General features: G+C 55.5%; 15 protein-coding genes and 2 pseudogenes. 9 read left to right on the forward strand and 8 right to left on the reverse strand.

Translation table 11 applies throughout. The features are described from left to right. Nucleotides 1-99: 99 nt before the first annotated feature. Nucleotides 100-627, reverse strand: coding sequence for an antirestriction protein ArdA (locus tag KHQ09_RS16345; RefSeq protein ID WP_213599342.1), 528 nt, complete (start codon nt 625-627; stop codon nt 100-102). 596 nt (nt 628-1,223) lie between these two features. Here KHQ09_RS16345 and KHQ09_RS16350 point away from each other — a divergent pair. The 6 genes and pseudogenes from KHQ09_RS16350 to KHQ09_RS16375 form a co-directional block, all read left to right on the forward strand. Further along, nucleotides 1,224-2,462, forward strand: a complete 1,239-nt coding sequence (locus KHQ09_RS16350) for an SIR2 family protein (RefSeq protein WP_213599344.1) — start codon at nt 1,224-1,226, stop codon at nt 2,460-2,462. Beyond that, a complete protein-coding gene (locus KHQ09_RS16355; protein WP_213599346.1) occupies nt 2,462-2,992 on the forward strand; it encodes a hypothetical protein in 531 nt (176 codons plus the stop codon). The genes KHQ09_RS16350 and KHQ09_RS16355 overlap by 1 nt, the downstream gene beginning before the upstream one ends. Beyond that, nucleotides 2,989-5,046: an ATP-binding protein gene (locus tag KHQ09_RS16360; protein WP_213599348.1), complete on the forward strand. Its 2,058-nt coding sequence runs from the start codon at nt 2,989-2,991 to the stop codon at nt 5,044-5,046. Before KHQ09_RS16355 ends, KHQ09_RS16360 begins: the two co-directional genes overlap by 4 nt. Before the next feature lie 174 nt (nt 5,047-5,220). Beyond that, nucleotides 5,221-5,967, forward strand: a complete 747-nt coding sequence (locus KHQ09_RS16365; RefSeq protein ID WP_238481670.1) for a hypothetical protein — start codon at nt 5,221-5,223, stop codon at nt 5,965-5,967. 74 nt (nt 5,968-6,041) lie between these two features. Further along, a complete protein-coding gene (locus tag KHQ09_RS16370) occupies nt 6,042-7,064 on the forward strand; it encodes an IS110 family RNA-guided transposase (RefSeq protein ID WP_213599350.1) in 1,023 nt (340 codons plus the stop codon). 336 nt (nt 7,065-7,400) lie between these two features. Beyond that, nucleotides 7,401-7,541: pseudogene (locus KHQ09_RS16375) on the forward strand (transposase); the annotation flags it as partial. Nucleotides 7,542-7,584: 43 nt separating this feature from the next. Here KHQ09_RS16375 and tnpC read toward each other — a convergent pair. From tnpC to tnpA, 3 genes are all read right to left on the reverse strand, one after another. Continuing rightward, nucleotides 7,585-9,084, reverse strand: coding sequence for an IS66 family transposase (tnpC, locus tag KHQ09_RS16380; RefSeq protein ID WP_213600063.1), 1,500 nt, complete (start codon nt 9,082-9,084; stop codon nt 7,585-7,587). 117 nt (nt 9,085-9,201) lie between these two features. Then, nucleotides 9,202-9,555, reverse strand: a complete 354-nt coding sequence (gene tnpB, locus KHQ09_RS16385) for an IS66 family insertion sequence element accessory protein TnpB (protein WP_213599352.1) — start codon at nt 9,553-9,555, stop codon at nt 9,202-9,204. Beyond that, the gene (gene tnpA, locus KHQ09_RS16390) at nt 9,552-9,983 is read right to left on the reverse strand and encodes an IS66-like element accessory protein TnpA (protein WP_213599354.1); all 432 of its coding nucleotides are present in this window, start codon (nt 9,981-9,983) and stop codon (nt 9,552-9,554) included. The genes tnpB and tnpA overlap by 4 nt, the downstream gene beginning before the upstream one ends. A gap of 85 nt (nt 9,984-10,068) precedes the next feature. Here tnpA and KHQ09_RS16395 point away from each other — a divergent pair. From KHQ09_RS16395 to KHQ09_RS16405, 3 genes and pseudogenes are all read left to right on the forward strand, one after another. Then, nucleotides 10,069-11,048 (forward strand): annotated as a pseudogene (locus KHQ09_RS16395) (IS3-like element IS1133 family transposase); the annotation flags it as partial. 186 nt (nt 11,049-11,234) lie between these two features. Further along, the gene (locus tag KHQ09_RS16400; RefSeq protein ID WP_151653988.1) at nt 11,235-11,552 is read left to right on the forward strand and encodes a DUF736 family protein; all 318 of its coding nucleotides are present in this window, start codon (nt 11,235-11,237) and stop codon (nt 11,550-11,552) included. Nucleotides 11,553-11,665: 113 nt separating this feature from the next. After that, complete coding sequence (locus KHQ09_RS16405) at nt 11,666-12,100, forward strand: thermonuclease family protein (protein ID WP_213599356.1); 435 nt, start codon at nt 11,666-11,668, stop codon at nt 12,098-12,100. On the opposite strand, the gene nadS is transcribed toward KHQ09_RS16405, so the two are convergent. From nadS to KHQ09_RS16425, 4 genes are all read right to left on the reverse strand, one after another. Continuing rightward, nucleotides 12,101-12,385: a NadS family protein gene (gene nadS, locus KHQ09_RS16410; RefSeq protein ID WP_151653992.1), complete on the reverse strand. Its 285-nt coding sequence runs from the start codon at nt 12,383-12,385 to the stop codon at nt 12,101-12,103. It abuts the gene before it with no gap. Next, the gene (locus KHQ09_RS16415; RefSeq protein ID WP_213599359.1) at nt 12,382-12,732 is read right to left on the reverse strand and encodes a type II toxin-antitoxin system RelE/ParE family toxin; all 351 of its coding nucleotides are present in this window, start codon (nt 12,730-12,732) and stop codon (nt 12,382-12,384) included. The genes nadS and KHQ09_RS16415 overlap by 4 nt, the downstream gene beginning before the upstream one ends. Nucleotides 12,733-12,886: 154 nt before the next feature. Further along, nucleotides 12,887-13,588: an IS6 family transposase gene (locus tag KHQ09_RS16420; RefSeq protein WP_213600064.1), complete on the reverse strand. Its 702-nt coding sequence runs from the start codon at nt 13,586-13,588 to the stop codon at nt 12,887-12,889. A 129-nt stretch (nt 13,589-13,717) separates the two neighbouring features. After that, nucleotides 13,718-15,448 (reverse strand): SulP family inorganic anion transporter, encoded by a 1,731-nt coding sequence (locus KHQ09_RS16425; RefSeq protein ID WP_213599361.1) that lies wholly within the window; start codon nt 15,446-15,448, stop codon nt 13,718-13,720. Between the last annotated feature and the right edge of the window lie 17 nt (nt 15,449-15,465).

Genomic DNA, 15,465 nt, shown 5'->3' on the forward strand with positions numbered 1-15,465 from the left:
CCTCGTGTAGCCAGACTAAGAAGATAAGTGGATCGCCTAAACCGATAAGTCTGTTCAGCATTTCTCTCCAGTGCCCCAGAAACCAATCCACCCGTTTTTTCATCTGTTGGAAAACACATGAACCTCGCCATATGCGGTCTCGATGGTGAAGAACTCGCCGGCCATCTCAGCGTCACGTGCCATCGCATCCCAGTCGATATAGTAGCGCAGAGCGTCGGGGATCGTGACGCTCTCGGTGGTCAGTTCTTCCATGTACTCAGTAAGCTTCGTGAACTGACCGTGATAGCAGTCCTGCAAAGTGAATTCGGCTTGGTCTATGTCACCACCGAACTGCTCCAGCAGGCCAGCGCCTAGTGCGCCATGCTCTTCTATGAAAGCGGCCATTCGCGCCACGGTGTCGATCTCAGCATACTCGCTGATGTTGACTCCTTCGAAGCCCTCATAGTCGTGAATGGCGTATTCCTCCGCCTTCTTTATCGGGGAGCGCGCCAGCATGGCCGCAATCTCGTTCCTGATTTCGTCTGCGTCCTGATCCGCGTCGATCCAAGCCCCATGCAGATAGCCGTTATTGTAAGCGGCAAGGCAGGCAACATAGATACGAGGATTGTTGTTGGATACGTTGGTCATGTCCATTATCCTTTGGGTTTGGGTTCATAGCAGCGAAGCGCCGCTCTTGAACCCTTGCCCGTCGGCGAGACTGGGGTAGCAAACAGCAAGAGCGGCCAGGGTGGAGGGGGATCACCCGACCTGCACAAGCCTATTTAGGTGCGGAAGGATGGGGATACCGCCCTGAACGATTCACTTACCTTGCTGGCGCGAGGGCAATGCCCTTAGTGCCTAGGCACCATACTGCAGCACTCCTGCACCGCATGAGGTGATGATGAGAACTACGTTTACGCCATAGCCCCCTAAATGAACTTGCAGGTAGGACCAGCAGCCAGATTAAGCACAAAACACTCCATAAGTAAGTTTCCCGATGAACGGCCGATATGGGACCGGTTGCAGGCTGGCAGCTCTTGACTAATAGCATTCAAAAACGGATATTCTGAACGGGCGCAAACATTGCTTGTGTCGTGAAGAGAAATCCACCGGTAGGTTCGGATCCGGTGGCGATAGCTGTTTGCAGTTGGGGGAATTGCAGTTTGAGCCCGGAGATCCTAGCACGACTTCTCGCATCTATGAATGCCGGACGCCTTCTGGTGGTCTGTGGGGCGGGCCTCTCGATGGCGCCGCCCAGCAGCCTTCCTTCGGCCAAGGCCGTGGCGGAACGCTGCTTCGACAAGTACCGGCTCGAGGTCAATCCCGGGTGCGATATCGGACTACGCGATGATCTTGAAGCGCTGGCCGAGCATTTTGCGGCCAATAGCACTCTCCAGTCCGTTTTTATCGACCATCTGGTACCCTGGCCTGCGTTCGTGCGACCGTACAATCCCGGTCACGCCGCCATCGCGGATTTTCTGCTCACGCGGGCAGCCGTGGCAGGCATTTCCAGCAACTACGACATACTCATTGAACGCCGTGCCTGGGACTACGGAGCTGCCTTCCGGGGCTCACTCGACGGCGATGAGGCTAACGTCGATGCGGTGCGCCAAGCACCACTCCTCAAATTTCATGGTTGTGCGCACCGCGATCCCGCTTCGACAGTCTGGGCTCCGTCCCAGCTCGAAGACCCGGTTATTTCCGCCCGCATCGAGCGAAGCAAGACCTGGATGGCGGCCAACTTGAGGCAAAAGGACCTGCTAGTCGTTGGCTTCTGGTCTGACTGGGAATACCTCAACGCCGTGATCGGCGGCGCGCTAGCGGATGTCCAACCGCTGTCCGTGACTGTCGTTGATCTCTCACCAACCGAAGTACTGGAAGAAAAGGCGCCTCAACTCTGGCAGATAGCACACGCGGATAATGTTCATTTTGAGCATGTTCGCGAATCGGGAGCCGATGTCCTCGATGAGCTGCGACGGGCCTTCTCAATGAATTACCTGCGCCAGGTGTTAGCTGCGGGCAGAACCGTCTTCGAAGAGGCAACAGGCGTTCAGTGTAACCCTGACTGGCTCCAGGTTGCCGAATATGACAGTGAGACCCTGTATGGGCTGCGCAGAGATGCCGAGGGTATCCCGGCCGTTCAGCCGGCCACGCGCGTCCGACCCGGCAACGTTGAGGCACTGGGATACTTCCATCTGCTGTTGCGTCAGGCCGGGGCGACGCAGCGGGAGGATGGCTACGATCTGAATGGTCGCAGCATCCGGGTGATCAATGGGGCCGAAGCCATTCTGGGCTCTCTCAGAACGAAATTTATCGAACCTCCCGCTGCTATCGCCTCGGACGTCGTCGTCGCGGTGGGGGCCACTGATCTCGGTCTTCCGAGCAATGTCGTCCGGGGTGGCCGAACCGGCGACCTCATACGCCCAGACGCTGCCGGCGATTGGTTCGACGTGCACGGAGCAAGAGCGGAGCTGAACATCTGATGGACATCTCAACTCAAGCAGAAATCGCATTGCGCAACGCACAGTACAAGACATGGTCCTGGTCTGGTCCGGACGGCCCGGTCACATGTTTTGAAAGCACCGCAGTCATGGGCTTCGTACATGTATTCGAAAGCGCAGAGGTTCTCATGGCCGGGTGGCAGACCTGTCAGAAAACAGCTTTGGCGCGTCACGCCGCTTCCCTTCGGGGGGCAGGCGCCAAGGCTTGGAACGTCTATTCCGTGTTTCTCACGTCGGATCGCGCGCCGTCGCTTGCGCGTGCCATTGAGCGGATCGAAGAGAACTTTACGCTCACCCGGAAGATCGCCCGGGCGTCCGTAACGACCCCCGAGGACGTAGAAAGGTCGCTCCTTCCGTTGATGGCGATCCGATCGCAACCTCTGCTGGGCGCATCAAATTTCGAAGATCGCCTCCGAGCGCGTTTGAAGGACCTGCCCAACGACGCCGTAACAGCGTTCCTAAACGAAACCGCCGCGGCAGACGTTGCAAGTATTCTGGGAGCCAAGTCATGAGGCTCGACTATGTGGAAATATGCGGTTTCCGAGGATTCCGCGACAAGGTGCGGATAAACTTCGGCAGTGGCTTCACAGTCATTACCGGTCGCAACGGTGTCGGCAAGAGCACGCTTTGCGATGCCGTCGAATTCGCCATCACCGGGCTCATTGAAAAATACGCCGTCGAGAAAGCGGCCAAGGAAAGCCTCAGCGACTATCTCTGGTGGCGTGGCGCAGGAATTCCGAAAGCGCACTATGTCACCGCGGCGTTCATTCGTGATAGTGGCGAGCCATTCACTATCACGAGGACGCGCGAAAGCGGTGCCGACCGGTCACCGGAGGAGATCCAGGCGGCCTTATGCAGCGGCCCTGCTCCCGACGACGCACTGCGCCAATTGACGCGCACGTCCATCATTCGTGATGAATGGATCGCCGCGCTAAGTTTGGATCTATCCGAAACAGAGCGCTTCGACCTAGTCCGTTCTGCGCTCGGCGCAGTTGAAGGATCAGAAGCGGCCGTAAAAGCCAAAGAGGTCGTATCTGCGGCTGACGCTGCTCACAATCGCAACGAAGTTGCTTATGAAACCGCGCGCACGAGGCTGGGTGAACGCTTGACCCAGCAGTCCGAAATCCAAGCCACGCTTAGCCGCTCGGGCGACGTCACGGCAGCGCTTGAAACGATGGGTGCCGCCGTTCCGAACGCTCCATCGGACATGATTGCTCGCATTGAGGCTGCTCGCGGCGCCCTTGCCGACGGTCGTGCTCGAATTGCTCGGATCACCGAAGCCGTCGAGGCCGGGCGCAAACTCCTTGCACTCCAACGGACATTCAATGCCCCGAACGCAGTGAAGGTACGCGAAAGCGCAATGGCAGAGTTAGAAATTGCGAGGCAGGCAAAGGATATCGCCAACGCGGCGGTCACCGCCGCCGAAGAGCGACTGGCGCGAGAAGAGGATGCAGATGCGGTGGCCGCCTCGCTCGCGATTCTTGTGGAGCATGGTGAGAGACTTGGCATTCATGGCGATCAATGCCCTCTCTGCGCGGCCCATCGAACCTCTCAGGAATTTGCAGCCGGTGTTGCAGCAGCACGGCGGCGCATATCGAGCCTTGCCTCCGGCGTTCAGGAGGCGCGAACGGCACTGGCTTCGGCCAGCGACGAGGCGCGCGAACACTCCGCGACCTTTGCTATGGCGGAGGCTGACGTCGCGGTTCATCAAAGCGAGGAGCTTATCTTGCGCGAGGCAGAGCAAGCGCATGGCGCCTTCTTTGAGCGCTGGAATATAGACCGGCGCTTCCTAAATGACCCTGATGGCCTCGACGGCTATCTCGAAGCCGAACGCGACAGAATGATCAACCTCGAAAGAGCGTTGCTCGTACTCGAGGCGTCCCAGTCGGTCTCTCGCATGGCGTCGATCGAAAAAAACATCGAAGGGTTGCGAGAAGAGCTCGACAAACTCGCCGATACCGTAAGTCAGTCGCAAACTGCCTTATCCCACGCCCGCGACATCGAGCGATCGGTTAAGCGCGTCAGCGCTGAGATCATCGACGAGCGGCTCGCACAGATCAGCCCTTTGCTCAATGAACTCTATCAGCGCCTGCGGCCCCACGTAGATTGGAGGACAATCGACTACAGCATCCGTGGTGATGTGCGCCGGTTCCTGAGCTTGCGGGTCGGAGACGGTCTGAACCCCCAGTTCGTGTTCAGCAGCGGCCAGCGGCGTGCCGCGGGATTGGCATTCTTGCTGTCTGTCCATTTGGCCCGCGCCTGGACGCCGCTACGCTCCCTCCTGCTTGATGATCCCGTCCAGCACATCGACGACTTCCGAGCCCTCCATCTCGTCGAAGTCCTTGCCGCACTTCGTCTCGATCGCCGTCAAATCATCTGCGCGGTGGAGGATCCCGCCTTGGCGGATCTCCTTTGCCGGCGGCTGGTCAGCACGAGCGACGAGCCCGGTCGCAGATACGATATTGATCTAGGGCCCGAGGGCGCGACGAGCGTCCTGACGGCCGCAGATATCCCGCCCATGCCTGCCGGCGTCCTGCGGAGCGGCCTCCAAGTCGTTGGAGCTTGAGGCGACGCGAATGGTGAAACGGTCCGAAACGCGGTGCGCCAACGACACCGTTCTCGCGATTTGGCCGGAGTATAAGTCCTTTCACGGGCGCTGGTTCATGCAGGAGATCGTCGGCAACGACACCGGTGAACCATTTGTTCGCCGAACCTGTGTTATCATTAAGAGCGGTCTGTCATGCCTTCAGTACTTTCCCTTGATTTACCCAAGCCGAAAAACTGGCAAGATTTCGAGTCGATTGTTCTCGATGCGCAGCGACTGCGCTGGAAGGCACCTTCCCTTCAGAAAAATGGTCGCCCGGGCCAGGCGCAGCAAGGAGTCGACGTCTTCGGTCCTGACGACATTGGCCGGCGGGTGGGTATCCAGTGCAAGCGCTACGCTATAGCTCTGACCTTAGCGACCGTCGAGGAGGAGGCTGTGAACGCTGAAGCGTTCCAGCCAACCTTGAATACGCTGTTCATAGCGACAACGAACGATCATGATTCCAAGTTGCAACAGCAGGTCCGACTGTACTCGGATACCAGGGTGGCCGCTGGCAAATTCGCCGTGTCCCTCTTATTTTGGGAGGATATCGTCGGCGGTCTTGCACTCAATCCGGCCGTTTTCAAACTGCACTACCCCGCGTTTCAATTACCCACCGCCATCGCGACAGATCGGGATCATCTCTTGGCGGCGCTAGAGCTAGGCTACTATGGGCCCTACCTATGGGAATACGTCGAACTAACGTTTGCCGAGTTTGGATGGATGGCAAACGCGGATCCTGAAAACGTCCCCATCATCATCCGGCTTCTCGAGCAGCGTTCGCAGCAACTGCTCCCACCGGCTGACGCGAACGCTATTTTGTCAAGCCTGGCTCAGGTTTCGGAAATTGTCGTCGAGCCGTCAAAGCACTCTGAAGAGGGCTGGGCAGCAGTCTGGACTTGATGTGGTGGACGGCCTCCTGATCCGCTTTTGTGCGATAGTGTGGTTGTTTTTAAAAGCCACCAAGGAGAACGGTTATGTCAGAACTTGCGACGGTAGGAATTGATTTAGCTAAAAACGTTTTTCAAATTCATGGAGTTGATAGTCAGGAGCGTGTCATTCTACGTCGAAAACTGTCACGAAGCGATGTTTTGCCATTCTTCAGTCGCATCCCACGATGTCTAATTGGAATGGAGGCTTGCGCCAGTGCTCATCATTGGGCGCGCTCGCTGCAGGAATTAGGGCATGATGTGCGATTAATGCCAGCAGTTTACGTCAAGCCTTATGTAAAGCGGCAGAAAAATGATGCGGCAGATGCCGAAGCTATATGCGAAGCTGTTAGTCGCCCTACAATGCGTTTCGTACCTATAAAGAGCGAACAACAACAGGCCGTGATCATGCTCCACCGTGCTCGGGAACACCTTATTCGACAACGTACTATGATCGTTAATGCCATTCGTGCTCATGCAGCAGAACTTGGTCTTGTTAGCCGCCAAGGCGTTGTTGGCTCAATGCAACTTGTTGAGGTAATCGAATGTGAAGAAGATGCGAGCTTACCAACAGTTGCCCGCATGGCTTTATTGCCGTTAGTGCGCCAAATGAAAGCAGTTCACAACGAAATAATAGGCTTGGAGAAATCAATTCATGCTTGGCATAAACAAAATGAATTGAGCAAACGCTTGGAAAGCGTGCCAGGCATTGGGCCGATAATAGCAAGCGCGCTGAGCGCTACGATCACTGATCCTAGAGTGTTCAAGTCGGGCCGGGAGCTTGCGGCATGGATAGGTTTGGTTCCTCGCCAGAATTCGTCGGGAGGAAAGAACCGGCTGGGGAGTATCACCAAACAAGGTGATCCATATTTACGGCGTCTTCTTGTTCTCGGAGCACATTCCGTCTTACGCTTTCGCAAGAAAAGTACTGTTCAAACGACACAATGGGCCGCCGGGCTTTTGGAGCGCAAACCTTATATGGTTGCTGCTGTCGCGTTAGCCAATAAAATGGCTCGAATTGTCTGGGCGCTTATGGTGCACGGTTCCACATTTGGTGTGCAACGCATCTAACAAGTATTTTTGTCATTGTTGCTTCAGAGGCTGAACGCAACAAACAAGAGGTGAGATGCTCATGGTATGATGACAAACGGTCAAAAGCCGGGATTGAGACACTCCGCATTCCGGGGCTGCGCATGAAAGCGCGAGGACTTGTAAGGAACTCAATCTGCGGACTTCATCAGGGCCAGCGGCATGTTATAGCCGCATCAATAGGCCGGACACATGCCTGCACTCGACCAGCTTGTCAGAAATATCAAAAAACATCTTGCCAAACGGAGGCCGTCCACACATGCCTCGGTTTCGTTCCGGTCTTTTTGAGAGCATTATTTGTTATCAAGGAGACCATATATGTCATTAAAGCATAGTGATGAATTTAAGCGTGATGCAGTTCGCATAGCACTCACTAGTGGCTTAACACGCCGTCAAGTTGCGTCAGATTTAAGTATTGGGCTTTCCACGCTTGGGAAATGGATCGCATCAATTTCCGATGAAACTAAAATTCCGTAAGCGTTTGCTGGAGAACACGTGGGTTTTAACTTGACGGCTTAAAGCTCCAGGGTAGTAGCTCGTCGAGGCGACTTTGGGGATGGCCGTTTGCGATCGCTGTCAAAGTGTCCCTGAGATAGACAAAGGGTTCAACGCCGTTGATCTTGCAGGTCTCGATCAGCGAAGCGATACGACCCCAAGCGATGCCGCCTTCGTCGTGGCCTGCAAAGAGGGCATTTTTGCGATTAAGAGCGATGGGTCGGATCAGATTTTCGATGCAGTTATTATCAATCTCGACGCGACCATCACTCAGGAAGGCTTGCAGTCCCTCCCAGTGATTGTGGATATAGGCCAGCTTCTCGCCTAGTCGAGACTTGCCGGAGATCTTGCGGCGTTGCGCTTGGAGCCAGTCCCCAAAGGCTGTTACCAATGGGGCGCTTCGGGTTTGACGTTCAGATAATCGCTGACTGGGAGCGTGGCCACGGATATCGGCTTCAACGGCATAGATTTCAGCAATGCGCCGCAAGCCTTCAGCAGCGATTTCAGAGCCGTCGCGGTCGTAAATTTCTTTGAGTTTGCGCCGTGCATGAGCCCAGCAATTCGCCACACGAATGGGATCACCGCCCTTGCGCGAGGGGCGCGTCAACCGATTATAACCCTGATATCCGTCGACTTGCAGGATGCCGTTGAAGCCGCTCAGGAAGGTTTCTGCGTTTTCGCCTGCACGGCCGGGGGCGTAAAAATAAACCACGCCTGGCGGTTCCTCACTACCCCAAGGCCGGCCATCACGGGCCAGCGCCCAGAGATATCCCGTCTTTGTCGTCCCCCGTCCCGGATCCAGCACCGGGGCGGTGGTTTCATCCATGAACAGTTTGCCGGATCGCTTCAGATGTTCGGCCAAGCGATCAACAACGGGTTTCAAGTGGAACGCGGCCTTGCCGACCCAATCGGCCAAAACGGCGCGGTGCAAATCAAGGCCTGCACGCGCTAATATCTGGCTCTGGCGATACAATGGCAGATGGTCTGCATATTTGCTCACCAGAACATGGGCTATGGTGGCCTCGGTTGGCAGGCCGCCCATGATCAAATGCGACCGCGCGGGTGCCTGAACAACCCCGTCAGTGCAGATCCGGCAGGCATATTTCGGGCGTACAGAAACAATGACCCGTAACTGTGCCGGCACAATATCCAATCGCTCGCTACGATCTTCGCCAATTTTGTGCATGATGCCACAGCCACACGGACAAATCAGGCTGTCCGGCTCGATGATTTCCTCGATACGTGGCAGCACATCAGGAAGGTTACCGATAGTGCGCTTGGGGGCAAGTTTATTCCTCGTTCTGACCTCGGCTTCTTTGTCCGCACACTTCCCCTTTGCTTCTTCGACCTCGCTCAAAGCAATGGACAGATCCTCAAATGCCAGCTGCCGCTCATCCGCGGTCAGCTTTTCAGACCGTTTGCCATACAAAGCATGGTTCAACTCGGCGATCAGATACTCTTGCCGCTTGGTGATTTGCGTAAGCGTTGCCACTTTTTCCATCAACATCAAAACCGCCGCGCGTTGCTCGGCAGGAATGGCACAAAGGTCGATGGCAGGCGTATTTGACATGTGCCAGAACTATCATAAATCTCCGGTAAAAACATGCATAAACAAGCCGTTGATTCATTCTGCCGCAACTGGCGGGCGTGTTTCCAAAGCTTTGACTTTGCGCCAGTCGAGCCCAGCAAACAGCGCCTCAAACTGGGCATGGTTCAACGCTATTACCCCGTTCTTGATGGCAGGCCAGATAAAGGTTGTAGCCTCTAACCGCTTGTAGGCCATCACCAGACCAGTACCGTCCCAATATAAAAGCTTCAATCTGTCCGCCCGACGCGAGCGAAAGACAAAGACTGTGCCCGTAAACGGATCCTTGCGCAGCACTGATGACACAATTGCAGTCAGGCCATCATGCCCTTTCCTGAAATCTACAGGCTGCGTCGAGACCAGAACCCGCACGCGGTTCGACGGAAATATCATGAGCGCGACCCGATCGCCCACACGATCTCGGCAATGCGCATAGCCCCCGTACCGCCATCAAGCCGGATTATTATATTGCCTGTCACTATCTCGACCGGTACCGCCTTCGTCGCGTCACCTTTATTCGATTGTTCTGAGATGGAGGGCACAGCAGCATCGTGACCGACATCCGACAGCACAACAGGTGCAAAACACAAATCGTCATCTTCAACCGCTGGCAAAACCAACTTGCCGTCACGCGCCCGGCTGCGCCATTCAGAAAGATGGTTCGCCCGAAGTCCATAACGCGCTGCAACTGCGTTCACTGTTGCACCGGGCTTCAAGCTTTCTGCCACAATCCGCGCCTTTATATCATCAGGCCAGCGCCGCTGACCATTCCCACGGATATCTATGCCATAGCCCTTGAGAAACTCCACCGTAGTCGCCATCGCGAAACTCCCGCCAAATCTACACAAACGGAAATCGCAGATATAGAAGGCAGACAAAAGGTGAGATCCAGAAAACGCTTACAAAATTCCTACCCAAGACACTGATCTTCTGCGTGAGAATGAACGTTTACGCAAAGAGAACCGTATCCTTCGGGAGGAGAGGGAGATATTAAAAAAGGCAGCAATATTTTTCGCAGTACAAAAGCTGTGAGATTTCAGTTTATTACGGATTACCGTGGCTCTCTCTCACGTTCACGCATATGTCGTTTGATGGGCGTAACAGATCGTGGTTTACGCGCATGGAAACGCCGTCCTCCATCACTGCGCCAGCGTCGTGATCTTATACTTCTAGCGCATATACGTGAGCAGCATCGGTTGTGTTTGGGGAGCTATGGTAGGCCGCGTATGACAGAAGAGTTGAAAGCGCTGGGCCTGCAGGTTGGGCAGCGTCGGGTTGGACGTTTGATGCGCCAGAATAACATTACAGTTGTTCGAACGCGTAAATTCAAACGGACAACGGATAGTCATCATACCTTCAACATTGCACCGAACCTATTAAAACAAGACTTTAGCGCAAGCGCACCCAACCAGAAATGGGCAGGCGTTATCACTTATGTTTGGACCAGAGAAGGATGGGTCTATCTTGCTGTTATCCTTGACCTGTATTCCCGTCGCGTGATTGGCTGGGCAACAGGTGATCGATTAAAGCAGGATCTTGCATTAAGGGCACTGAATATGGCGTTGGCTTTACGCAAACCACCACCGGGTTGTATTCAACACACAGACCGTGGGAGCCAATATTGCGCTCATGAATATCAAAAGCTACTGCTCAAACATCAATTGCTGCCGTCCATGAGCGGGAAAGGCAATTGTTTTGATAACTCCGCAGTAGAAAGCTTCTTTAAATCATTAAAGGCTGAGTTGATTTGGCGCAGACACTGGCAAACAAGGCGAGATATTGAGATTGCAATCTTCGAATATATAAATGGCTTTTATAATCCACGCCGAAGACATTCAACACTCGGCTGGAAATCGCCGGTGGCATTTGAGAAAAAAGCCGCTTAAAATGAGAGATAGACCGGAACACAACCGGTGCAAGACCAATTTTCCCCACGCCTGCGGCGTTCCTCGCGATCCAAAATCGCTTGGCTTCGCCGTCCTCCACTGTGTTCCGGTCATTACCGGTGATGCAGAGCCTGAGTTCGCTCCGTTTCATCCGCATTGGCACAAGAAATGGAGAGGAATACTCTGATGACGAACCTAGTGAACTACATCAAGTTTGACGGCGATAAGGTCGCCGGAAACATTGCAACCATCACGTTCGATATCGACCTCGTAGGCGAAGCGGTTAACAGCGAAAATCCCAAAGCTCCTGTTTACCGCCTTTATGGCAAATCCCCCCGCAATCGCCGGATTGAGATCGGCGGCATCTGGCGTAAGAAAAATCAGCGCGATTGCGATTACTACACACTTACCGTCAGCACTGGCTTTGCCAAGCTGAATGCCAACCTCGGGCGCTATCCGGGGCAGGACGATGACAGCCTGATGGCCGTGATCCCTTGGGACTGAAGCAATAAGGGCGGCGACAACGCCGCCCCTTCCCTGCCACGCCGCAAGGGCGGGCAGCACATAGCAAAATCCCCCATTTTGCTTTATGTAGCATCTCGGAAGTGAGGTGCTTTATGATTCCGAAAAACTTGATCTTATGCGCGCTTCTGGTCGCGATCGGCGGTGCTGATGCGGCTGCGCAGAGCATCAACAAATGGCCGATCTGTGGTCGTGCCAAGCGCATTACCTGCATTGTCGATGGCGATACATTTTGGATGGGTCGTGTCAAATACCGGCTTCAGGGTGTGGACACGCCTGAAACCGGCGATGGTGCCAAATGTGCGCGGGAACAAAAGCTTGCTGATGCTGCAACTCTTGAATTGCAGCGGCTCATGGAAACGAACCACCTCTATTTCCAGCGTCACCACAATGACCGCTATGGGCGGGTTATTGTGACTGTGCGAACGCAGTCAGGTGATGACATTGCCGATCTGCTTGTTCGCAGCGGTCACGGCCGCCCCTATTATGGCGGCCGTCGCGATGCATATGAATGGTGCCGTGGCGGCTGATTAAACGCGGATTGCCTTCGCGACTGTTTCAGGCGCTTGCTGGATGACCTTCAAAAACAGAACTGCGGAACGATCAGGTTGACGGCGATTTTGCTCCCAATCCCTGATTGTTCCAGCGGACAGGCCGTAGCGCTTGGCAAATTCGGCTTGCGACAGTTTCTGACTTTTGCGGATCGCGGCAACATCGATCGTTTCTGGAACGAACACCGCTGCGGGTTCAGCCCGACCTTCAGCGATAGCAAGTGCTTCCTCGGCACTCTGGATAAGCTCTTTAGCAAAACTCATGCTTTGTCCTTTCTATGCCTGTAGGCATCAGCAAGCTTTGGCAGGATTCGGGCCAGCTCGTTGCGTTCCGCCTGTGTCAGATTGCCCTTCTCGTTCTTGCCGTAGATTGCGAGGGCAAAGACTGGAATATCCCCGCCCCCGAAATAATGTATCGTGCGGAAACCTCCGCTTTTTCCTTGGCCTTCGCGGGCATGGCGCAATTTTCGCGCACCGCCTGTTCCGGCCATTAGCGCCCCAGCTTCGGGATCGGCGGCGATCATGGCAATAATTTCCTGAAGCTCGTCGTCGGAAAGGCCACATCGCTTAGCCTGCGCCAGAAAGATTGTTGTCTGGATTACGCTTTGCATCGGTCATCACTATACGGCATTGCCGTATAGATTTCAAGACGCTATACGGCAATGCCGTATAGCGTCCGCGCATGCGGATTGGGTGGGGAAGGTGCGGAAACGATGTTGTCACGTTAAGTCTCTCTGACCGGAAAGGCCCGTGGCTCGTAGATATTCAGGCGAAACAGGCCGCAATTTTCCATGCATCGAAAGCTTCGAAGCGATGGTAGCGAATTGTGTGTGCGGCTCGGCGACGAGATGGAACAGAGAAACAATTGCGGGTCGCTGAGTGCATGGAGACGAACCGTTGCAACGCTCCAGGCGACCGATGACCTTGCATGGTTCGCTCCCGTTTCCTAAACGGCAGATGGCTATTTTCGGCCCGATTATTGAGGCCCTTGTGCGACCAATGGTCAAGGCCGGGTGCCACTTCTGCCTTTGCTGCACCGTAGGAGCGGAGCTTATCGGTGATGATCCGTTTGGGAGCAAAGCCATAGCGCTTCATTAACGCCACGAGCAGTCGCTTTGCCGCCCTTTTATCACGCCGCTTCTGCAAGATTTCTTCGAGAACGGAGCCATGTTGATCCACCGCACGCCAGAGCCAGAATTTCTCTCCAGCGCATTTGACGACCACTTCGTCCAAATACCAAATATCGCCGGGGCGCGCCTGACGCCGCCGCAAGTTGCGTGTGACCTGGGGTCCGAACTTGGCGATCCAACGACGAACTGTCTCGTATGATACGTCAATTCCACGCTCAAGCAGCATTTCTTCAACTTCACGCAGACTAAGGTTGAACCGCAGATAAAGCCACACCGCATGAGCAATAATCTGTGGCGGAAAACGGTGACGCTTGAAGATGATATCTGATGTCTGCATCGCCAAAATTTACGCCCAAACCGTCAGGCAGGCAACTGTAGCCCAGTTAACGTGACAACACCAGTTCGAGGCAAAAACACAGTTCGCTGTCGTCTTCGGCGAGCGTTTCATAATCCAATGAAAGGCGCCTCAAGCACAAAATTCCTGACAGTCCCTTTTCAAGCTGGCCACAGCTTCATGCTGACTTAGAAAAATCTGGCCATTGAGATGTTTCAGGAAATCCGTACCCTTCAGCCGGTCCATGACCGGACCTTTCACCTCCGAGAGATGGAACCCAATGCCTGCATCGAAAAGGCGGCGATTGATTTCCTCGAGACTCTCAAGGGCTGATGCATCGATGGCGTTAACCGCAGAGCACATCAAGACGACCTGTTCAACGGCCGGACGTTCCGCAACCTCAGCAGCGATAGTATCCTCAAGAAAGCGCGAATTGGCAAAATAGAGGCTCTCATCAATGCGAATCGACAAGAGTCCGGGATCGGTGAGCACCGAATGCCGCTCCATATTGCGATAGTGCTCGGTGCCTGGCACCTGTCCGACAATGGCAGTATGCGGCTTGCTGGTGCGGTAAAGGTGTAGCAGCAAGGAAAGCAGTACCCCGGCGACGATACCCAGTTCCACGCCCCAGCCTAGCGTAACGATGATCGTGGCGGCCATGGCGGCGAAGTCCGATTTCGAATAGGCAAAGACCCTGCGCACCGTTCCGAAATCGACCAGCGACAGTACGGCGACGATGATAGTCGCTGCAAGTGTCGCCTGCGGCAGGCTGGCGAGTAAAGGCGTCAGGAACAATGCGGCGAGTGCGACACCGACAGCGGTGAATACGCCGGCGGCCGGCGTTTGAGCCCCGGCGTCGAAATTGACCACTGAGCGCGCAAAGCCGCCGGTGACGGGGTAGCCCGAGGACAGGCCCGCCGCGATATTGGCGGCGCCCAGCCCGATCAGTTCCTGGTCGGGATCGATGCGCTGGCGACGCTTGGCGGCAAGGGTCTGGCCCACGGAAACCGATTCCACGAATCCCACCACCGAAATCAGGAAGGCCGGCATGAGGAGTGCCGTGATGAGGTCGAGCGAAAGGGCCGGCGCGCCAAACGCGGGCAGGCCCTGGGGAATAGCGCCGACGAGCGCGACGCCGCGCGCGCCCAGGTCAAGACCGGCAGCAAGAGCGACGGTCACGGCGACGGCGAGGATTGGCGCGGTTTTCGCCATCATGTCGGCGAGGCGCGCCGGGACACGCATCGCGACCAGCAGGGGTTTGAGATATTTGCGAGCGAAATACAGGAAAGCCAGGACGCCGATACCGATGGCAAGCGTGACCGGATTAACGGCTCCAAGCTGGCCCGACAGAGATAGGAGAATATTGGGAAGCGTGTCCCCGCCGCCTGACACGCCGAGGATATGGCGGAGCTGGCCAGCGGCAATCAGCAGGCCGGATGCGGTGATAAAACCCGAAATCACCGGATGCGACAGGAAATTGGCAAGGAAACCGAGACGGAAGATCCCCATGACCACGAGCATGCCGCCCGAAAGCAGCGCCAGGACAATGGCGGCGGTGAGATAGTCGAGCGTCCCTTTGGCGGCGATCTGGCCGATGGCGGAGGCGGTCATCAGCGAGACCACGGCGACCGGCCCGACCGCCAGCGTGCGGCTGGTGCCGAAGATCGCATAGGCTACGAGCGGTAGGATCGACGCGTAAAGGCCGACTTCCGCCGGCAGACCGGCCAACATGGCATAAGCCAACGACTGCGGGATCAACATGATGGTGACGATCACCGCCGCCAGCAAGTCGCTGGTCAGAACGGTGCCATCATAGGCTTTGACCCATTGCATGAACGGGAAATATCGGGAGATTTTTGACATGAATGGCTTGGAGCGTG

This window comes from Pseudochrobactrum algeriensis (genome assembly GCF_018436245.1).
In the GTDB taxonomy this organism is placed as follows: Bacteria; Pseudomonadota; Alphaproteobacteria; order Rhizobiales; family Rhizobiaceae; genus Pseudochrobactrum; species Pseudochrobactrum saccharolyticum.